The 19737-nt window shown below is 57.1% G+C and carries 17 protein-coding genes and 1 pseudogene; 14 read left to right on the forward strand and 4 right to left on the reverse strand.

Annotation, left to right across the window (positions count from 1 at the left end):
• Positions 1-84 precede the first annotated feature (84 nt).
• The 5 genes and pseudogenes from CCX87_RS19470 (at position 85) to CCX87_RS21710 (ending at position 5165) form a co-directional block, all read left to right on the forward strand.
• Complete coding sequence (locus CCX87_RS19470; RefSeq protein ID WP_232476749.1) at positions 85-642, forward strand: hypothetical protein; 558 nt, start codon at positions 85-87, stop codon at positions 640-642.
• Between the two features lie 515 nt (positions 643-1157).
• On the forward strand, positions 1158-1418 hold the full coding sequence (locus CCX87_RS19475) for a helix-turn-helix transcriptional regulator (protein ID WP_086929086.1): 261 nt from the start codon (positions 1158-1160) through the stop codon (positions 1416-1418).
• On the forward strand, positions 1408-2685 hold the full coding sequence (locus CCX87_RS19480) for a type II toxin-antitoxin system HipA family toxin (protein WP_087748561.1): 1278 nt from the start codon (positions 1408-1410) through the stop codon (positions 2683-2685). Before CCX87_RS19475 ends, CCX87_RS19480 begins: the two co-directional genes overlap by 11 nt.
• Before the next feature lie 193 nt (positions 2686-2878).
• Positions 2879-3331, forward strand: coding sequence for an HAD domain-containing protein (locus CCX87_RS19485; RefSeq protein ID WP_086929088.1), 453 nt, complete (start codon positions 2879-2881; stop codon positions 3329-3331).
• 814 nt (positions 3332-4145) lie between these two features.
• Positions 4146-5165 (forward strand): annotated as a pseudogene (locus CCX87_RS21710) (IS30 family transposase).
• A gap of 18 nt (positions 5166-5183) precedes the next feature.
• On the opposite strand, the gene CCX87_RS19495 reads toward CCX87_RS21710, so the two are convergent.
• Together CCX87_RS19495 and CCX87_RS21010 are read right to left on the reverse strand one after the other, a co-directional pair.
• Positions 5184-5747 (reverse strand): hypothetical protein, encoded by a 564-nt coding sequence (locus CCX87_RS19495; protein ID WP_143218421.1) that lies wholly within the window; start codon positions 5745-5747, stop codon positions 5184-5186.
• Positions 5748-6210: 463 nt separating this feature from the next.
• Positions 6211-6468: a hypothetical protein gene (locus CCX87_RS21010; protein WP_143218422.1), complete on the reverse strand. Its 258-nt coding sequence runs from the start codon at positions 6466-6468 to the stop codon at positions 6211-6213.
• 854 nt (positions 6469-7322) lie between these two features.
• Here CCX87_RS21010 and CCX87_RS19500 point away from each other — a divergent pair.
• Complete coding sequence (locus CCX87_RS19500) at positions 7323-10238, forward strand: Tn3 family transposase (RefSeq protein WP_087748587.1); 2916 nt, start codon at positions 7323-7325, stop codon at positions 10236-10238.
• Between the two features lie 327 nt (positions 10239-10565).
• Here the strand turns inward: CCX87_RS19500 and CCX87_RS19505 are convergent, their stop codons facing one another.
• The gene (locus tag CCX87_RS19505) at positions 10566-11951 is read right to left on the reverse strand and encodes a heavy metal sensor histidine kinase (RefSeq protein ID WP_087748563.1); all 1386 of its coding nucleotides are present in this window, start codon (positions 11949-11951) and stop codon (positions 10566-10568) included.
• Entirely contained in the window at positions 11952-12635 is a 684-nt protein-coding gene (locus CCX87_RS19510) for a heavy metal response regulator transcription factor (protein ID WP_011804755.1), read from the reverse strand.
• 330 nt (positions 12636-12965) lie between these two features.
• On the opposite strand from CCX87_RS19510, the gene CCX87_RS19515 reads away from it, so the two are divergent.
• The 8 genes from CCX87_RS19515 (at position 12966) to CCX87_RS19550 (ending at position 19715) form a co-directional block, all read left to right on the forward strand.
• Positions 12966-13310, forward strand: a complete 345-nt coding sequence (locus tag CCX87_RS19515) for a copper-binding protein (RefSeq protein ID WP_087748564.1) — start codon at positions 12966-12968, stop codon at positions 13308-13310.
• Between the two features lie 89 nt (positions 13311-13399).
• A complete protein-coding gene (locus CCX87_RS19520; protein WP_087748565.1) occupies positions 13400-13873 on the forward strand; it encodes a hypothetical protein in 474 nt (157 codons plus the stop codon).
• Between the two features lie 25 nt (positions 13874-13898).
• Positions 13899-14174, forward strand: a complete 276-nt coding sequence (locus CCX87_RS19525; protein WP_087748566.1) for a DUF2933 domain-containing protein — start codon at positions 13899-13901, stop codon at positions 14172-14174.
• On the forward strand, positions 14171-14839 hold the full coding sequence (locus tag CCX87_RS19530; RefSeq protein WP_087748567.1) for a methyltransferase family protein: 669 nt from the start codon (positions 14171-14173) through the stop codon (positions 14837-14839). Before CCX87_RS19525 ends, CCX87_RS19530 begins: the two co-directional genes overlap by 4 nt.
• Before the next feature lie 50 nt (positions 14840-14889).
• Positions 14890-15183 (forward strand): heavy-metal-associated domain-containing protein, encoded by a 294-nt coding sequence (locus CCX87_RS19535; RefSeq protein WP_087748568.1) that lies wholly within the window; start codon positions 14890-14892, stop codon positions 15181-15183.
• Between the two features lie 84 nt (positions 15184-15267).
• Positions 15268-15519, forward strand: coding sequence for a DUF2933 domain-containing protein (locus tag CCX87_RS19540; protein WP_087748569.1), 252 nt, complete (start codon positions 15268-15270; stop codon positions 15517-15519).
• A 3-nt stretch (positions 15520-15522) separates the two neighbouring features.
• Positions 15523-17856 carry a heavy metal translocating P-type ATPase gene (locus tag CCX87_RS19545; RefSeq protein WP_087748570.1) on the forward strand — a complete coding sequence of 778 codons (2334 nt, stop codon included), beginning with the start codon at positions 15523-15525 and terminating at the stop codon, positions 17854-17856.
• Between the two features lie 20 nt (positions 17857-17876).
• Positions 17877-19715 (forward strand): DUF3141 domain-containing protein, encoded by a 1839-nt coding sequence (locus CCX87_RS19550; protein WP_087748588.1) that lies wholly within the window; start codon positions 17877-17879, stop codon positions 19713-19715.
• Positions 19716-19737: the final 22 nt, after the last annotated feature.

Here is a 19737-nt window from a genome sequence, read left to right on the forward strand (position 1 = left end):
GCGCACACCTGACAGAGGTATTGGAGATGCTGCAAGAACACACCGCAGTCGCCCTCAAAAGGCAGCCTTTCGTACTGGGATGATGTGGGCTTCATCCTCAATGGACGACGCGTCATGGTGTGGTGGCGGCATCCTCGGGACATCTTAAAAGAAGCTATCTCCTCCCTGGCTTGGGACGAGGCTGGTGACGGCCCCCGGGATCGCTGGCTGATCGAAGGGGGAACCCAGAACTACAAAAAAGTTGGCAAATCGGGCCGGCGGAAAAAGCTGAGCAGCTACACCAGTCGCGAGCCTTCGGTGGCGCAGAGACAACACTACGCCACGCTATTCCAGATTGAGGAAAGGTTGATGAGGGATGGGATCGACCTGGAAGTTCGCCCGTCATGGAAATGGGAGCGTCTCAGTTGGGCCATGGGCGTGACCCTGGCGGCACCACTTGAAGTGCGCAATGAGCAAGAGGTCGCAGAAGTGGCCCACCTGGCCCGCAACCTCATCTTGCGCAAAACCACGTTGGCACAGGAATTCCCGGACTATGTGTACGATCGGGTCAGCTGGCTGCGTGACCAAGCCGTATTGACTGCGCAATCACCCAACGAACCACGCAACTCAGCCGCACACGGGCTTGTGATGGCCCTTCGATAACAGGCCGTAGAAGAACGAAGGTGGCGGTTAATGACCGTTCATGGCTCTACAGGCCATTTTGCAAGTCGCTGTTCTTGACTGACGGCCGTACAGGCCTGAGCACGACCAGTGGGGAACTGCTTGTGGCTCGATTCCGGAAGCTTCTTTGAAAACACCAGGTATCAAAGCGGCAGAGCGAATCCGGCAGCTGGAAGCACAAACATGATGTCAACGGGTCCACTCTCTTGCCGATGCGGCTGCAGACCGAAGGCGCGCTAGATGCGGCTGACGGCCGTTTGCGTCATGCATGTTTCCTGAGCCATCGTGCAAGTGCTGCTGCGCTACGTCGGACGGTCTGCGACGATACTTGCCGCGCACCCTGTCACTTTGGAATCGAGCGCTGCGGTTGTTTCCCGATCGGGAAACATATGGATAGATCATGTCCTAACCGAACTGAACATTCCCGATCGGGAAATATTGCTTGCACATAGTCCGGTTATGGCTGATAATTTCCCGAACGGGAAACGTAGCGAGCCATGACATCCATTCGATCCCCGCAACAACTCGGTGATGCACTGCGTGCCGCACGCAAACAGCTCGGGCTGACACAGCCTCAGCTGGCTCTGGCGGCTGGGGTAGGGGTGCGCTTCATTGTCGAGCTTGAAGCAGGCAAACCCACCTTGCGACTGGAAAACGTGCTACGGGTCATTGATGCCCTGGGTGGTGAGATTCAGTTGAGCGGGTTGCCATCAACCGTAGTCGACGATCAATGTGAAGGTGGCAACCATGGTGCATGAACTGGAAGTCTGGGTTTTTGCAGATCGTGTCGGCACGTTGGCGCTGGTTGATGGTCGACTCAACTTTTGCTACCTACCCGATTGGCTGTCACACAAGGACGCCATCACCTTGTCTGCCTCGCTGCCCCTGCAAGCGGAGCCGTTCGACGATCGCAAAACGCGCCCCTTCTTTGCGGGTCTTCTGCCCGAAGGGCAGATGCGCCGCTTGATTGCGAAACAATTCCAAGTTTCAGGCCAGAACGACTTTGCACTGCTGGACCACATTGGCGGCGAATGCGCCGGGGCTGTGACGTTCCTGGAGCCGGGGCAAGCTTTGCCTGTGCCGACCCGTAGCGATGACGTTCAATGGCTGAGCGACGAGGAAGTTGTTGCCATCCTGAATGAATTACCGCGCCGCCCCATGTTGGCAGGCCAAGACGGCTTGCGGCTTTCATTGGCAGGTGCCCAGGACAAACTACCGGTGGTGTTTGACGGTGCCCGCATTGGTCTGCCCCTCAACGGAACGCCTAGCTCGCATATCCTGAAACCGGCCATTCACGCTGTTGAAGACAGCGTGAGTAACGAGGGATTCTGCATGGCACTGGCTGAGGCCATGCAGCTCAAGCCAGCGAAATCAAAAGTACACAAGGTATTGGATCGCTCCTTTCTGCTGGTTGAACGCTACGACCGACTGATTGATGCGCAGGGGAACCGACAACGCCTTCATCAAGAGGATTTCTGCCAGGCGCTGGGTGTGGTGCCAGAAATGAAATACCAAAATGAAGGTGGTCCGGATCTGGTGCAATGCTTTGATCTGTTACGCAGTGCGACACGCCCCAGTGCACCGCAGGTTCTGCGACTGCTCGACTATGTGATCTTCAATGCGCTGATCGGCAATCATGATGCGCACGCCAAGAATTTCTCACTGCTGTACTCGGGCAAGGCGCCCGTTCTGGCACCGTCTTACGACACGCTCTCGACGGCAGCGTATCCAACAATGACGCAAAAGATGGCGATGAAAATCGGCAGCAACTACAAGTTCAGCGAAGTCCAGGCGCGTCACTGGGAGCAGTTTGCTGAAAGCGTCGGGCTAACCAAAGCGCAGGCCAAACGGCGAATTCTGGAGCTGGCAAAATTACTACCAGCGAATGCACGCAAGCTTCAGTTTGCCCCTGAACGAGGTTTTGTGGGGAATGCCGTGGTAGAGCAAATCAGTACCTTGATCGAACACTGCTGCGCACTGACGATTCGGCGGCTCAACGTCCCCGCCACCGAATCCTCTGTCTGAACCACCATGCCGACGCGAGCAATCCTAACGTTGCGTCCTTGAGCTTCTTCAGTGCGCGGGTAGCTGGCAGCGCTGCAGATTCACCCTCGACGTGGGCTGCGTGACTTGGGCGTGGAGAGGGCGGACTTTGCTGATTGCCTGATTGCCTGATTGAGTGTTCTCTTGTCGAGAATCCACCCTTGGAAGCCGACCGATGCCTATTTTGTTCCTGGATTTCGACGGGGTTCTGCATCCAGAGCATTGCCATGAATCGAAGCACTTCTGCTGCTTGCCGGTGTTGGAGAGCGCATTGCGCCAAGTCCCTGAATTCAAGCTGGTGATCACAAGCACTTGGCGACTGCAAAGTCCGCTGGAGCAACTTCGACAAAGGTTCAGCTCGGATGTGGCAGTCAGAATCGCAGGAACCACCCCAAAGTACTTTGATCTGAACGACGTTCCACAGACGCTGGTTGGCTACGAGCGGGAAGCCGAGTGCCATGCATGGCTCCGGATGCATGAGGCTTCCCATCTGCCTTGGCTGGCGGTTGATGACCGTTCATGGCTCTACAGGCCATTTTGCAAGTCGCTGTTCTTGACCGACGGCCGTACAGGCCTGGGCCCGACCAGCGGGGAACTGCTCGTGGCTCGGTTGCGGAAGCTTCTTTAAAAACATCAAGTATCAAAGCGGCAGAGCGAATCCGGCAGCTGGAAGTGCAAGCCTGATGACAACGCGCTCCTCATTGCTCTTGACGCAGACGGCGTACCACCGGACTACAGCCTGGCCTAGGCCAAACTCTTCACAAGAGATGCAACACTTGAAGCAAGTCGGCCACCGAACAACCCCAACGTCATACCGTTACTGTTGATTTCCATGCAACCGCACCCCCACCTGGGGTTAGTGGGTCACTTCTGCGTGGAAATCAACACAAGATACGCCATAGTTGGAGGTCGGCTCCTTCGAAAAATGGGAGCCATCTGTCACAAGAAACGCCATCTTTGGTGCACAGAAGCCGAGCCAAGCCATCGGAATGCGCAGAAAAGTGTGTGGTTCCACCTGAAGAACATTGAAGCCGTGTATTCACAAGATACGCGATGCTCAACTTGTAATTTCCTTATAAATCAAATACTTAGCAGCATACGTGGTGTGCGACCTGCGTCCTATCTAGTCACAAGACATGCCATGTTTGGCTTATGAAATGGCCAAATTTTCTGGCGGGCACCTGGAATTCTTCACAAGAAACGCCATACATGGCATATCTTGTGATCAATGGCAATCACAAGATATGCTAACCATGGGTTTAGCAAGCTCGAAGTATGTGGTCACAAGATATGCGATAGATGATGCCAATAAATCTAATGAAATCAACAACATAGAAGAGTGCTTGCTGTCAAACGGATCGTTCATGCGTCACAACACATGCCATGTTTAGGGGCGGATTCAAAAGTGAAGTGCAACACCTGCCAACCTGTAAGGTCCGCAGATGCCAACCGCCTCCTCGCACTATCACCTGCGCCAGCCTGAAGACCGCGTCACTATTGCCAGCCTGAGGCAGCAGAACCACAGCGTACGAGCCATCGCGCGGCAACTGCGCCGATCCCCGGCGACCTTCAGCCGCGAACTCCAGCGCAATGCCTGCTCCTCTGGCTATGACAGCGCACATGCCCCGTGTTTGTTTCCTGCAGCGCAGGCGTTGCGGCAGGCCAGCGATGAAGCTGCATTCCGAGTCGATCTTGTCCGCCCTGGTAATCCATCTGCTGCGGCTGCGCTGGTCGCCCGAGCAGATTGCCCTGACACTGGCACGCTTGTATCCCCCCGGCCAAGAATACCGCGCGTCACATGAAACCATCCACAACTGCATATATGCCATGCCCGTGGGCGAGTTGCGCAAAGAGCTGTTCGCCACCCAGCGCCACGGCCATAACAAGCGACTGCCGCGCTAGCCAAGGGCAAGGGCAAGGGCAAGGACCGTAGAAGCCAGATACCGGACAGGCTGAGCATCCATGTGCGCCTGCCCGAGATTGAAGACCGCCAGTTCCCCGGGCACTGGGAAGGTGATCTCATCAAGGGGCGAAGGCAATGCCAGTGCAGTGAGAATATTGGTGGAGCGCACATGGATGCTGGTCAAGCTGCCTAAGTTCAAGCCGGCCACGTCTTGCAGGCCTTCACGAACAAGCAGCTGGGCATTGCACAGCCGATGCGCCTGAGCATGACGTACGACCAGGGTCGGGAGATGGCCATGCGTAAGAAGCTCAGCGAGCAGACCGGTATTGCCGTGTACTGCACAGCCCATTGCAAAGGGGACCAACGAGAACATGAATGATCTGGTGCGCCAGTACCTGCCCAAGGGGACGGAACTGAGCATCCACAGCCAGGAGCAGCTCGATGCCATTGCCGATGAAATCAACAACCGTCCCAAGAAGGGGCCGGGGGTACGATCACCGCGGCGGTGTACCGCGAGTTGCTGATCAACAACCCACAGCACTACACTCAGATTCATTGAAATCCAAGGTGTTGCACTTCACTTTTGAATCCGCCCATCAGCAATGGGCAAATAATCGTCCATGCGATATTTCTTGCCGCCGAGGGTAATTTCTTCATAGCCCTCACGAATCGCCTCATCGACACGTTCAACCACAAGAGGATCGTCTTTGATGCCAGGCTTGATCCTGTCGCAAACCATATTCATCGGCAGGCCAGCAACCATGCGACGTATCTCTACTTCGTTCTTTCCGCGCAGTTCACCCGCATAATCGCTCAGGAAGTAATACAGGCCACCCAGGAACAGTGCTTTGTATTCGGGCGAGTCAGCGTAATTTTCTGTGATGGCGCGGGTTTGTCGGGCGCTGGTTTGAAGTACCACGTCTTTGCCTACGAAATACTCCGCGCCGTTAACCGTGACATTCGCACCAGAAAGTGCGGCCATTCCCATAGATGTTTTATGTACCGACGATACATGCGAGCACTGGCTGGGAAATTGAAATGCCTTGATCGTGTCGTTCTTTTCGCGGCGAGATGCTCCTTTAACAGAGAAATAACCAATATCGAGCGCGACGACGGGGATTTGAAATGTGGAATTAGCCATATCTGGATGAGCAATAGTTGGGAACGAGCGAAATCATCCTCGATTTGTGGGAAATCACGAATCTCCATAAGGCACTGATACGGTCGGATGCCCTATCAAAACCGCAAAGAAACGTGTTGATAATCACCATACTGGCCTTTGACTGGCGCGCAAAAGGCCACTGATTGCCAGATGGCGTATGGGCTGGCGGCGCAAACACAATGCGACGGGCAACGGGAGGCCCGCTCCGGGCCAATAGCAGGCCACTTGGTGCCACACCCCACCAGAACCACCCATGACCCGCTGGAGCACATGCCAGTGATTGGCCTCATTGGGGCCACTGATTGGTCATGCACGGAGACAGGGCGCCCGAACAAGCGTGTGCGCTGGGTCGCATCCATCGTCACAACATCTGCCATCCATGACGGCAAGGTATCGGAGTCGCCACCCCACAACACTCCGCAAGCCTCGACTCGCTCCAGGCTCACAGCGTGAGTCCTTGACGCACCGGACAGGGGCCAAGGACACCCCAGAACACATCGAAAACGCCGTTTCGAGCCCTTTGCCAAGGCGACTTTTCGCCTTTTTTTGCCCCGCAACCCAAGTTCTCGGCCAAGGAGAACCATTGCTCGCGGCCAGTATCCATGCGGGTTTCAAGACCGAACACGAATTCCAAACGGGTTTCGACGGGTTTTTTAGAGATAAATCGGCCTGCAAAAAAGTGACTTTTGATGCTTTTCATGTCAGAATCCATTCCCAATGACCTTCGGGTTGTTCCTGGGCTTGATGCTCAACCTTCAAAGTTGCCGCTCGCGGCGTTCAAACCAGCTTCAGATCCTGCGTACAGCGGGATGGTCGAAGCAAACCAAAAAAGGCCCGTCTGGGTCTTGGTGCCGGGGAAGTTCCTTGGCCAAAGTCAGTTCCAACTGACTGAAGTAGTGAATCCCTCCGATGAATTTCGGAAAGGTTCTAGCTCTACGTACCGATCAATGCCGGAAGCCTGATTGCTTCTTTGTGTTGGACATTCCAAAGCCACATTTGCCCTCGTGCACATACCCGGAAGAAATTCCATGATGGGTCACTGTGTAGTTGAGGTGAGCAGATGAAGAGCGGGATGTCTGATGCCGGATATTGAAACGCGTGCGGCGCCCATCGCCTGGGTTCCGTAGAAAGTAGAGTGCAGAGGTTCGACCGATGATCGAACTCAGTTTGCCACTTACGGCACTGCCTGCCTTGGACGACGCCTTGTTGCGTTTACCTTGGTGACCCATAGCGGGTGAATGGGCACAAGTTATTACCGGGTTGATTACGTACCAATGATGTACGGATCAAACCGGATGCTAATTGCTTGTGTTCCACACCGTCCACGCGGGGGAGCTGCATTGTGTGTTCCGTTCTTTTTCACACATTGCACCGGGAGACTTCACTAAAAATACTCCAAAGACGGGACTGGGGTCCCCTCGTTTTCAGTGCAATAACTGGCGGTACGCAAACCCAGCACTGGCGCGGGGGTGGTGTTGGTAGATCGTTGATTCTGTTGGCTTTCCTGTTCACTTCTCAAACGGGTATCGTGGCCTCCCACTAATGGGGTTCACGATGCAGGACTGGCAAACGACGTTTTTGGGGATGCGTGAGCTGCCCCGCGATATCAGTGACTTCGAGATGAAGGCGTTTTTCACCTTCGATGGTGCAGAGCGCGAGGCAATCAATGCGCGCCGGGGTGACGCCCACAAGCTCGGTCTGGCGCTGCATATCGGGTTTTTGCGCATGAGTGGCCGCCTGCTGTATGCCTTTCGGGTGGTTCCCGTCGCCCTGTGGCGCCACTTGAGCGAGGAACTTGGCATTGCCACCCCTGATGTGGCTTCGCTGCGCACGCTGTACGGGCGGGAGAAGACACTGTTCGATCACCAGCAAGTAGCGTGCACGGCCCTTGGTTTTCGGTGGATGAGCGAGCACCAACGCCGCTCCCTGGTGCGTGAACTGCGGGACGAAGTGGCCCGTTGCGCCGACCGCGATCAACTGCTCGGGAGGGCCCGCCAATGGCTGTACAAGAATAAGCTGGTGATCGTGCACGAGCGGGCCATCCGGACTTTGATTGCGAGCGCACTCACCCAGCTCGAAGCGGAGACAGGTGCTGCAATCGCCGCCAGCGTCGATCCGGCAACCCTTGATCGGTGGCGAACCTCGGTTGCAGAGCTGCGCCCAGATGGACAAACCCAACAAAGCTGGCTGTGGTCGGCGCCGGCCAAGCACTCAACCCGCCAAATCAGCGAGGTACTTGAACGCATCGATCTGCTGTACGAGCTGGACGTTCATAAACACCTGACCGACATCCCCGATCTCATCTTGCGCCGTTACGCGCGCCGACTAGTCTCTCGGCCGCCGTCTGCCGGCGCCAAGATCAAGGAACCCGCGCGCACCGTGGAGGTCGCCTGCTTTCTGCGGTATTGCCTGTTCACCACCACGGACCAGTTGATTTTGATGGTGCAGCGCCGGATTGCCGATCTGTGGCGCCAGACCGCTGCCGAGGTCCCCGCCACCGTCAACTGGGCGGCGATGTACAAAACGCTACTGGCCGAACTCGTGGCCTTGAGCGCCCAGGGCGCTGTGCCGGACGCCGAGCTGCGCGCACGGCTTGAAGCCTTGGTCATCGAAACCCAGAAACGCAAGCCACCCAGTCGGGCCTCCCTTGTGCGCGAAGGATTGATTGATGTCATTCGCCCCGTACGCTCACTGCTTGTGGCAATTGCAAAGCTTCCATGGCAAGCCACCGGAGAGCATCCCACCATCGACGCCCTGACGAAATTGAGCGCCTATTACGCCAGTAACATCAGAAAGTTGCCGGATGGCGTTGTCGCGCCAGGCCTGGGGAAGGTCTGGCAAGCCGCCATATCCAGCCCAGACCGGGAACGGGCGTTTCGGGCATTGGAGGTTGCCACCTTGTTTGCCCTGCGCCGCGCGGTGCGCAATGGATCGGTCTGGATCGAGCACAGCTTGAGTTTTAGGGGCCGTGCACGCCTGTTCTTCACGGACGAACGTTGGAAGGACGAGTCCAAGAAGCACTATGCCCGTCTGTCGCTGCCCGGCAAGGCGGCCACCTTTCTGAAGCCATTGTTGGCCAAGGTAACTGCAGGTGTCGATGCTGTGGCTGCGGCGGCACGCAGTGGCGTACTGCGCGTCGACGATGAACTCCACCTCTCAGTTTTACCCGCCGAAGACGAAGACCCCGAAGTCACCAAGCTACGGGCGGCTTTGGATCACCGCATCGGCGAAGTGCAATTGCCTGAAGTGATTCTGGCCGTTGACGCCCAGGTGCGCTTCAGCTGGATCATGCTCGGCCGTGAACCACGGTCAACAGCGGAACTGCTGATGGTCTATGCCGGCATCATGGCCCACGGCACCAGTCTGACAGCCATCGAATGCGCGCGCATGATTCCGCAGTTGTCTGCCACCAGCATCCGCCAGGCCATGCGCTGGGCACGGGACGAACGCCGTCTGAGTCAGGCTTGCCAGGCGGTGCTGGAGTTTATGCAACGCCACCCGATCGCCACCACTTGGGGCCGTTCAGACCTGGCGTCTTCTGACATGATGAGCATGGAGACAACCAAGCGGGTATGGCAGGCCCGGCTTGATCCCCGGCGCAACACGCCCTCCATTGGCATCTACTCCCATGTACGCGACCGCTGGGGAATCTTTCACGCACAGCCCTTCGTGCTCAATGAGCGCCAAGCTGGCGTGGCCATTGAAGGCGTCATACGTCAGGAACGCCTTGAAACCAGCCAACTGGCGGTGGACACCCACGGCTACACCGATTTTGCGATGGCACTGGCCCGGTTGTTGGGCTTTGATCTTTGCCCGCGGTTGAAGGAATTGAAACAACGCCACCTGTTCGTGCCTCGCGGCGCCAAGGTGCCAGCCGAAATAGCTGCGGTGTGCGAGGCCAATGTTGACGTTGCCCTGATCGAAAAGCATTGGGACAGCCTGGTGCATCTGGCGGCTTCGGTCATGAGTGGTCACGCCAGTGCGGTGGCAGCACTGGCGCGGTTTGGCTCTGCTGCCCAGGGTGACCCCATCTATGACGCTGGCGTGCAATTGGGACGTTTGCTGCGAACCGCGTTCCTTGCCGACTACTTTGTTAAGGACGCTTTCAGGAATGAATTGCGCCGGGTGCTCAACCGGGGGGAGGCGGTCAACGCCCTCAAGCGCGCCATTTACACCGGCCGGATCAGCCCGGCACAGGCCAAACGTGTGGACGAAATGCAGGCTGTGGCCGACGCGTTGAGTCTGCTGGCCAACATCGTCATGGCGTGGAACACGTCACAAATGCAGGCTGTTCTGGATCGCTGGTCGAACCGCCGCCAGGCCATTCCGCCGGAACTGATCGGAAAAATTGCTCCCACCAGGCTGGAAAGCATCAACCTGCGAGGCGTGTTCCGCTTTCCTGTTGACCGTTATGCCGACCAAATCCTGCCCTCGCGGCAGGGAGCACCGATAACTGGCACCAACGGATGAAACCGATCACGGTTTGACGCCACGAATCCCGGATTTGAAGGTGAACAGGAAAGCCAACAGAATCAACGATCTACCAACACCACCCCCGCGCCAGTGCTGGGTTTGCGTACCGCCAGTTATTGCACTGAAAACGAGGGGACCCCGAAAGTGGGTTGCATGAATTGCGTATTCATTATTCCGTTCATTCGTGACGAAGTGATGAGTAGTCGGTTACATTTTGTTGGAAACCCTTCGTAAGGAAGTCTCTACAGAAAAACTGATCCCGATCAGTAAGTAGATAAGGTGCTGTTACGCTGGTGGAAGTTCTGTTGGCGTTAGTTGTTCCTATTACGCCAACTTGCTAGGAAATTCCAGACTGAACTTTGTTCTCCCCGCGCCAGATACAACCGTCACACGTCCTCCATGCGCTTGTGCAATGGCCCGGGTAATTGATAGTCCGAGGCCAGCACCATCGGATTGTGGGTGCGACCGAGACGGGTCGGCACGGTAGAAGCGGTCAAACAGACGAGGAATGCTTTGAGGATCAATGTCCTCCCCCGTGTTCTCGACCGTTACGACAATGGCTTGCGCTGTCTCGCTGATGTCAATCGTTACATCGCTATGGTCTTTGGAATGGCGCAATGCGTTCGACAACAGATTGCTCAGCGCTCTGCGAAACATCAATCGGTCACCCAAGATGGCTCCATCACCGAAATGGTGTAGCGTAACACCCTTTTCTTCAGCGACGGCTTCATAAAATTCTAATAAGGCCTGGGCTTCCTTGGCTGCAGAAAACCGCTCCTTGTTCGGCAAGTCAACCCCACGATCCGTCTTGGCCAGGAACAACATATCCGACACCATGCGCGCCAGGCGTTGGAATTCCTCCGCGTTCGACGCCAGTATGTCTCGATAGGTGTCAGCGTCTCGCCGGGTGGCGAGTGCCACCTGGGTTTGCGTCAGCAGGTTGCTGATGGGCGTGCGAATTTCATGCGCCAAGTCCGAGGAGAACTCGGACAGTCGTTGAAAGTCATTTTGCAGCCTGTCCAACATTTTGTTGAGTTCCTGTGCCAAGTCAGCCATTTCCACAGGAACTGCTTCGATGGGCATTCGCTCATCGAGACGATGGGAACTGACCGTTGTGGCTTGGGTCTTCATGGCGCGCAACGGTGCCATCCCTTTGTAGGCTGCGAACCATCCCAGCATCCCGCTGACAAAGATGGCACAAATAGCATAGAGCACAAGCGTACGCTGTAATTGCGCCATGAATTGCATGTGATCTTCCATGTCAATGGCGATCAGGACATCCAGTGGTGGCGCCGCACTATTGGCAGGGTTGAAACGCAAGTTCAACGCGCGAAATTCACGGCCTTGATTTTTCCAACTCTGAATCTCGGAAATCCGATGCTCTGGTTTTGGCGCGTCCAAAGTGGCTGGAGGTTGAAACCCTTCAGTCCTGAAAAGAACATCCCCATTAGCGTTTTTGACAATGACAGACAAGCCGTGGTGATTGTTCAAAGATTCGCGTAAGCGCGATGGGATGTCATCGGTGGAGTTGGCATTGACTACTATGTTCTCGATCAGGTGCTGCTTGTCTTGCAGCGTGATTCGATCCAGTTCCAGGAAGTGGCGTTCGGTCGCAACCAGGAACAACATTCCAAGCCCCAGCACGACGGCTGCGGCCACCGTCGTGAAAAAGATGGCCAAACGATGGGTGAGCGAGAAGAACCGAAACATTCAAGCGTTCTCCGGTGCTTCCAGCACGTAGCCCATGCCCCGCACGGTCTGGATCAACTTGACGTCCTGGCCTTCGTCAATCTTCAGGCGCAAGCGGCGCATCGCCACTTCGATCACGTTGGTGTCGCTGTCGAAGTTCATGTCCCACACCTGGGAGGCAATCAGCGAGCGAGGAAGCACTTCTCCATGCCTGCGCAACAGCAACTCCAGCAAACCAAATTCTTTGGCTGTCAGGTCAATGCGACGGCCACCCCGCGAGACCCGTCGGCGCAGCAGATCAAGTTCCAGGTCAGCCACGCGCAATGTGTTGGTTTCGGTGCCTCCTCGGCCCCGGCGCAAGATTGTCCGTACACGGGCCAGCAACTCGGCGAATGAAAAGGGCTTGACAAGATAGTCGTCAGCGCCCAATTCCAACCCTTTGACCCGATCTTCCACCTGGTCCCGCGCCGTGAGGAACAACACAGGCATCTGCAATCCGCGATTGCGCAGCGACTGCAGCACCTGCCAGCCATCCAGTCCGGGCAGCATGACATCCAGGATCACGAGGTCGTATTCACCTTGGAGTGCCAGGTGCAGGCCATCACTACCGTTTTGCGCCAGGTCGGCCACAAATCCGGCCTCGCTCAATCCCTGGCGAAGGTATTCGCCGGTTTTAGGTTCATCTTCGACGATCAATATCTTCATGGTCACTCTCCGCTATCTGGCGTAGACGTGAGTTTGACGAGTTTCTGCGTGCCTGACACGTAGATAACAAATTTGTAATCCGGCGCACAGCTTTCTGACATGACCGCGCTTCAGAATCACCTCCATGAGATCGGTCATTTTTTGTGATGTGCCCAGCAAGGTCACGCGGGCCCTTGGCAAGCAAGGTGAGATCGTCTGGCAATTCGCCAAGAAGGCGGGCACTGCCGAGTTCGCGTGCCTGATGTCTGGTCATTCGAGGCCGGTATGAAAGGCGCTGTCAAAGTGGCTATGAAATAACCCACTTTTTTTACTCTCAATCGTGAGGAAATCATGAAAACCATCAAGAACATTCTGGCCATCTCCGCTCTTGCCATGGGCACATTCACGCCCATGGGCAGTTTCGCCCAGACCATGATGGATCACGGCAAGATGGATATGTCCCAAGCATCGGCATCCCTGACGGACGGCGAAATCAAGAAGGTCGATCAGGAAACTGGCAAGATCACCATCAAGCACGCAGAAATCAAGCACATGGACATGCCCGGCATGACCATGGTGTTCACCGCAAAAGACAAGAGTCTGCTGGGCAAAGTGAAGCCCGGCGACAAGGTCAAGTTCATGGTCATCAACGAGGGCGGGAAGATGGTTGTCACTGACATTCAGCCCGCTCAGTAAGAACACGCTGCGCGGGCGTGCTGTGTCGTCGCGGTCAGAGGGTTTGAATGCTGAATGCGACGGTTTTTCACCGGAAGAAGGAGAGCACTATGTCAAAAATTCGCCATACCCTGGTTGGTATCTGTGTCGCTTCGCTCTCACTGAGCGTGATGGCGCAAACCGCCGATGAGCACAAGGCCCATCACCCTGCAGGAAGCACATCGCCTGCGTCCACCCAAATGAAGGCGGCCGCGACGCCAACGGGTGCGGGGCAGATGGCCGGAATGGCCAAGATGGACGAACAGATGAAAGCCATGCAAGCGATGCACGAAAAGATGATGGCGGCCAAAACACCAGAAGAGCGGCAGGCGCTCATGGATGAGCACATGAAGCTGATGCAGGACGGTATGGGAATGATGCAGCAGATGGGCGCAGGCATGCAGGGCATGGGTGGCATGCAAGGTGGCAAGGGCATGCCCACCAACATGGCCGAGCGCCATCAGATGATGGAAAAGCGCCTGCAAATGATGGAGTCCATGATGCAGATGATGATGGACCGTCTGCCAGCTACGCCAGCCAAGTAACGCATTCACCGAATTGGGGGTCACCATGAACCATCAACACGGCGGGCACGAGTCGCCCCCCAGCTTTTGGAGTTCTCGCTATGCCATCGGCCTCGTGGTGATAGGCGGCGTGGCGGCATATTTCCTGTTGACCGAACACCTCGCGCATGTCGTCGGGGCGCTGCCTTTTCTCCTGCTCCTCGCCTGCCCGCTGATGCATGTCTTCATGCATGGCGGACATGGGGGGCATGGCGGACATGGCCAGAGCAAGCCTGATGCAACGAAATCTACCGAATCACGCAATGAAGGGGATTCACGATGAACCATACCGAATCCGCTTATGGTCTGTGGTCGCTGGTCATCATCAATTCAGCGATCTTCATCATGTTTGCGTTCAGCTTTTTCAAGCCTGCGACGGCCCGTGACTGGAGAACGTTTGGCGCATTCGCAGCCTTCGTCGTTGCCTTGTTCGTAGAGATGTATGGCTTCCCGTTGACGATTTATCTGATGTCGGGCTGGCTGCAAACCAAGTTCCCTAACCTGGATCTGCTCTCCCACAGCTCGGGTCACCTGTGGTCTACCCTCTTGGGCGAAAAGGGCGACCCGCATTTTGGCGCGCTGCACATCGCCAGCTACGTTTTTCTGGGCTATGGTTTCTACCTGTTGTCCACCGCGTGGAATGTGCTGTACCACGCTCAGCGTCGCCAGTCGCTCGCCACAGCCGGCCCCTATGCACGCACTCGCCATCCGCAGTACGTGGCTTTCGTGATGATTTTGCTGGGCTTCCTGCTGCAGTGGCCCACGTTGCTGACCTTGGTCATGTTCCCAGTCTTGCTCCTGATGTACGGGCGTCTCGCCATCACCGAAGAGAACGAAATGCGCAAACAGTTTGGTGCTGAGTACGACAGCTACGCCCAGCGAACACCCCGGTTTATTCCTCGCATTGGCAAATCCCAGTCGACCACTGACTCTGTGTCAAAAAGATGATCTGGATTTTTTCCCGGCGGTACACGTTTCATTTTTTAGGAGTTTGAAATATGAGCACGATTGATCTGCAAGTCGATGGTATGAGCTGTGGCTCTTGTGTGAAGCACGTCACGCAGGCATTGCAGCCGCTGCCCGGGGTCCGCGGGGTGGAGGTCGATCTCCCGTCTGGCCGCGTCCGGGTGAGCGGGGAACTGGCGCAGGGCAGCGCTCCTTTGCTGAGGGCCTTGACGGATGCGGGCTACCCAGCACAGCTGGCTACAGAAACATCCATTCCCGCTGCGACTTCGCAGCCTAAAGCATCGGGCTGCCACAGTGGCGGCACGGGGGGCTGTGGTTGCCGATAACGGCCACGGCATTTGATTACGGATTGATCGGCCGGGCGATTGCGCTCCCCCGTACTTTTTTGGCAACTCTGAAGGAGCTACGCCATGGATCATCCTGACAACGACTCCCATGCGCCTACGTTCTGGCGCCGCCCAGCCGGCATGGCGCTGGCAGCGGCTGCCTTGATCGCCGGTTTTTACCTGCTGCGAGAGCACTGGGGTCATGTTTTGGGCTATTGGCCCTACCTGTTGCTCCTCGCCTGTCCGCTGATGCACCTGATGCACGGCCACGGCGGCCATGGTGGGCATGGCAACCATGCGCAGACACCCCGGCGCACCAATAACGACAAGGAATAAGCAATGGACATGCATGCACACCATCATCACGGCAGTCACCCTCCAGCCGAGCCAGCCCCGCCATCGGAGCTGAAGGATCCGGTGTGCGGCATGACCGTCACGGAGCAGTCTGAACACAAATTGACGCACGAAGGTCGGCCCTATTATTTCTGTAGCGCCAAGTGCCAAGGAAAGTTCGCGGCAAACCCACTGCAGTACCTTGTACCTACAGCACCCGCGGACACCGCGCCAGAGCCTGCCGGCACCATCTATACGTGCCCCATGCACCCCGAGGTGCGGCAGGATCATCCTGGCACCTGTCCCAAGTGCGGTATGACATTGGAGCCCATCATTCCGCTGGACGGGGAAGAAAACCATGAGTTGAAGGATTTTCAGCGCCGCTTCTGGTGGACGCTGCCCTTTACGGTCATCGTCACCGTTCTTGCCATGTTCGGCCACCGCCTCGGGTGGTTTGACATGAAGGTGCAAACCTGGGTTGAGCTGGTGCTGTCCTTACCTGTCGTGTTGTGGACGGGTTGGCCCTTCTTCGTACGCGGTTGGCAGTCCGTTGTCCATCGCAGCCCCAACATGTGGACCTTGATCGCTCTGGGAACGGGCGCGGCCTTTCTCTACAGCCTCGTGGCCACCGTGGCGCCGGGCGTTTTCCCGGATTCGTTCATCTCCCTGGGGCGTGTGGCGGTCTACTACGAGGCGACAGTGGTCATCATCTCGCTGACCATGTTGGGTCAGATCATCGAGTTGAAGGCCCGTTCGCAAACTTCTGCAGCGATCAAGGCGCTGCTCGGTTTGGCACCCAAGACGGCACGTCGCGTCAATGCGGACGGCAGCGAAGAAGACGTACCGCTGAGCAATGTTCACGTCGGTGACCTGTTGCGCATCCGCCCCGGCGAGAAAGTGCCGGTCGATGGCGTTGTGACCGAAGGCAGCAGTGCGGTCGATGAATCCATGCTGACCGGTGAGCCTGTACCGGTGACCAAGCGCCTTGGTGACAAGGTGATTGGGGCCACGATGAACACCAGTGGTGCCTTGGTGATGCGCTCCGAGAAAGTCGGTGCGGCCACCATGCTGTCGCAGATTGTTCAGATGGTGGCCAATGCCCAGCGCTCGAAGGCTCCCATGCAGCGCATGGCGGATGTGGTCGCCGGCAAATTTGTGGTCGTGGTGGTGCTCATCGCCATTGCCACCTTCTTTGTCTGGGGGCTGTTCGGTCCGGAACCCAGCTGGGTGTTTGGCTTGATCAACGCAGTGGCCGTGCTGATCATCGCGTGCCCCTGTGCGCTGGGACTGGCCACGCCGATGTCGGTGATGGTGGCCACAGGGCGTGCCGCGACACAGGGAGTACTGTTCCGCGATGCTGGCGCCATCGAAAAAATGCGCGAGGTGAACACGCTGATTGTGGACAAGACAGGAACGCTGACCGAAGGTAAACCCGCCTTCGACACCGCAGTTGCCGCCCCCGGCTATACCGCGGACGAAGTGTTGCGCTTGGCCGCCAGCCTGGACCAAGGCAGCGAACATCCCCTGGCCGAGGCCATCGTTAGTGCAGCACGTGCCAAGGGCCTGGAACTGATCAAACCGCTAGATTTCGAATCTGGCAGCGGTATTGGCGTGCGCGGCATGGTCGATGGGAAGCATCTGGTGCTGGGCAACACCGCATTGATGCAGCAGGAGGGCGTGGCCACTGATGCGCTCAAGATCGATGGCGAGCGTCTGCGCAGTGAAGGCGCCAGCGTGATGCATCTGGCCGTGGACAGACAACTGGCTGGCATCCTGGCTGTGACCGATCCCATCAAGGCCACCACGCTGGAAGCCATTAGGACTTTGCACGCCAGCGGCTTGCGCATCGTGATGGCAACTGGCGATGGTCTGACCACCGCCAAGGCAGTGGGTGCAAAACTTGGCATCGACGAGGTGCATGGCGAAGTCAAGCCCGCAGACAAGCTGGCGCTCGTGGAACGGCTCCAGAAAGAGGGCCACATTGTCGCCATGGCCGGCGATGGCATCAACGATGCGCCTGCGTTGGCAAAGGCCGATGTCGGCGTGGCCATGGGCACGGGGACCGATGTGGCCATGAACAGCGGCCAGATCACGCTGGTCAAAGGCGATTTGCGCGGCATCACCGCCGCACGCGACATCTCTATCGACACCGTCCGAAACATGCGCCAGAACCTCCTGTTCGCATTCGTTTACAACGGCATTGGGGTGCCGATTGCCGCTGGCGTGCTGTATCCGTTCACCGGGTGGCTTCTGTCCCCTCTGATCGCGGCGCTGGCCATGAGCCTCAGTTCGGCGTCGGTGATTCTCAATGCTCTGCGTTTACGGCGCGGAAAAAAATGACCCCGTGGTTCGGAGGAATGATGAAAATCCCCACGTCACCACAAAAGCCTCGGACCTCTCAACGCACCACGGCGGTGGGTAAGGAAGCAGCGGTGCAATGGACGCACCGCCAGACAAAGGATCTACCACCGACCGTCTTGGATCATTCCGAGGAGTTGTTGAAGCCTGCGCCACAGGATGCGTCTAGTGGCATGAAAAGAGCAGCTGAAGCACCTTCGGCGCAGGACTATTTCGATTACCAGCGCGACTTCTTCGAACGCACCATTCTGTTCTGGGACACGCTTCGCCAGCGCGCGAACAACATGCTGGAGCACGAGCGAGCCGGATTGCCGCCGCTTCTGGACTTCAAGTATGAAACGCTGTTGGACGCGCGCAGCTTCGAACGGTCCGTCAACTATGCACTGCTGCGCATCACGGAAATCGACGGGCATTGCTGGGACGACTGCGTCGACTCTGACAAACCGCCAGTCATCATCGTCGATCCACGCGCTGGCCACGGCCCCGGCATTGGCGGCTTCAAGCGCGACTCCGAAGTCGGGATGGCCATGCGCGAGGGCCATCCGGTTTATTTCGTGATCTTCTTTCCCGAGCCGACTCTGGGGCAGACCCTGGCAGACGTGTTGCATGTGCTGCGGCGTTTCGCCGAAGAAGTTGCGCAACGCCATCCTGGCAATCCTCCTGTGCTTTATGGCAACTGCCAGGCCGGGTGGGCGCTGACGCTGCTGTCCGCAGACTGCGCCGGTCTGGTCGGACCGGTGGTGCTCAATGGCTCACCCTTGTCATATTGGGCTGGCGAGTCCGGTGTCAATCCGATGCGTCTTTCCGGAGGGCTCCTTGGCGGCAGCTGGTTGGCGCATCTGACGGCCGACCTGGGCAATGGCCGCTTCGATGGAGCCTGGCTGGCGCAGAATTTCGAGAACCTCAAGCCCGAAAAGGCTGTTTGGGAGAAGTACGCCCAACTCTTCACCAACGTCGACAGTGAGCAGGCGCGTTTTCTGGAGTTCGAGCGTTGGTGGAACGGTTTTTATTTCCTGAGTCGGGAAGAGATCCTTGCGATTGTTGAAAACCTGTTCATCGGCAACCAGCTTGAACAGGGTCTTTTCCAGATTTGCCAGGGTTGCACTGCTGACCTCAGGCGGATCAGGAATCCAATCGTCATCTTTGCGTCCTACGGCGACAACATTACGCCACCACACCAGGCGCTCGGATGGATTCCGGCAGTCTACAAAGACACCGAGGATCTCAAGCAGGCCGGACAGCGCATCGTCTACCTCACGAACCCGCACGTCGGCCATCTCGGCATTTTTGTCTCCGCCGGGGTGGCGCGTCTAGAGCACCGGGCGATCCTGGAGAGCCTGGCTGAGATTGAGGCGCTGGCCCCGGGCCTCTATGAAATGAAGATCGACAACCCGTCGGGTGACCCGGACTGCCATAAGCCTTCCTTCAGCATCCGCTACGAACCCCGTGAGGTGGAAGACCTGAAAACGGATTACCCGCAGGAAGCTTTTGAGCGGGTGAAACAGGTCTCGACATTCAACGAGGCGCTTTACCGGGCATTCGTCAGTCCCTGGGCGCAAGCGCTGTCCACGCCGGGGACAGCCGAAGTGCTCAAGTGGCTCCATCCAATGCGCAGCAGCAGGTATTTGTTTTCAGAAGCATTTAGTCCGTGGATGAAAGGGGTCAGTCTGTTGGCCGAACCCCTCGCTAGGAGCCGACAGCCGCTTGCGCAGCATCACCCAATGATCGAGCGTGAGCGTGAAGCCGCAGAACAAGTAAGTCATGCGCTGGGACGACTGCGTGAAGGCCGCGACGCTGCGGTTGAGCAAGCGTTTCGTCTGATTTTTCAACGCCCTGACTAGTTTTTATGCGTCCTGGACATGA

Origin of the sequence: Acidovorax sp. T1 (genome assembly GCF_002176815.1) — a bacterium.
Lineage (GTDB): Bacteria > Pseudomonadota > Gammaproteobacteria > Burkholderiales > Burkholderiaceae_C > Acidovorax.

What these genes read in the sequence shown, in the direction of transcription:
- CCX87_RS19535 (WP_087748568.1), top strand. Translation starts at nt 14,890, where the DNA reads ATGAGCACGATTGATCTGCAAGTCGATGGTATGAGCTGTGGCTCTTGT.
- CCX87_RS19515 (WP_087748564.1), top strand. Translation starts at nt 12,966, where the DNA reads ATGAAAACCATCAAGAACATTCTGGCCATCTCCGCTCTTGCCATGGGC.
- CCX87_RS19520 (WP_087748565.1), top strand. Translation starts at nt 13,400, where the DNA reads ATGTCAAAAATTCGCCATACCCTGGTTGGTATCTGTGTCGCTTCGCTC.
- CCX87_RS21010 (WP_143218422.1), bottom strand. Translation starts at nt 6,468, where the DNA reads ATGAAAAGCATCAAAAGTCACTTTTTTGCAGGCCGATTTATCTCTAAA.
- CCX87_RS19500 (WP_087748587.1), top strand. Translation starts at nt 7,323, where the DNA reads ATGCAGGACTGGCAAACGACGTTTTTGGGGATGCGTGAGCTGCCCCGC.
- CCX87_RS19505 (WP_087748563.1), bottom strand. Translation starts at nt 11,951, where the DNA reads ATGTTTCGGTTCTTCTCGCTCACCCATCGTTTGGCCATCTTTTTCACG.
- CCX87_RS19530 (WP_087748567.1), top strand. Translation starts at nt 14,171, where the DNA reads ATGAACCATACCGAATCCGCTTATGGTCTGTGGTCGCTGGTCATCATC.
- CCX87_RS19475 (WP_086929086.1), top strand. Translation starts at nt 1,158, where the DNA reads ATGACATCCATTCGATCCCCGCAACAACTCGGTGATGCACTGCGTGCC.
- CCX87_RS19485 (WP_086929088.1), top strand. Translation starts at nt 2,879, where the DNA reads ATGCCTATTTTGTTCCTGGATTTCGACGGGGTTCTGCATCCAGAGCAT.
- CCX87_RS19545 (WP_087748570.1), top strand. Translation starts at nt 15,523, where the DNA reads ATGGACATGCATGCACACCATCATCACGGCAGTCACCCTCCAGCCGAG.
- CCX87_RS19510 (WP_011804755.1), bottom strand. Translation starts at nt 12,635, where the DNA reads ATGAAGATATTGATCGTCGAAGATGAACCTAAAACCGGCGAATACCTT.
- CCX87_RS19540 (WP_087748569.1), top strand. Translation starts at nt 15,268, where the DNA reads ATGGATCATCCTGACAACGACTCCCATGCGCCTACGTTCTGGCGCCGC.
- CCX87_RS19495 (WP_143218421.1), bottom strand. Translation starts at nt 5,747, where the DNA reads ATGGCTAATTCCACATTTCAAATCCCCGTCGTCGCGCTCGATATTGGT.
- CCX87_RS19525 (WP_087748566.1), top strand. Translation starts at nt 13,899, where the DNA reads ATGAACCATCAACACGGCGGGCACGAGTCGCCCCCCAGCTTTTGGAGT.
- CCX87_RS19480 (WP_087748561.1), top strand. Translation starts at nt 1,408, where the DNA reads ATGGTGCATGAACTGGAAGTCTGGGTTTTTGCAGATCGTGTCGGCACG.
- CCX87_RS19550 (WP_087748588.1), top strand. Translation starts at nt 17,877, where the DNA reads ATGAAAATCCCCACGTCACCACAAAAGCCTCGGACCTCTCAACGCACC.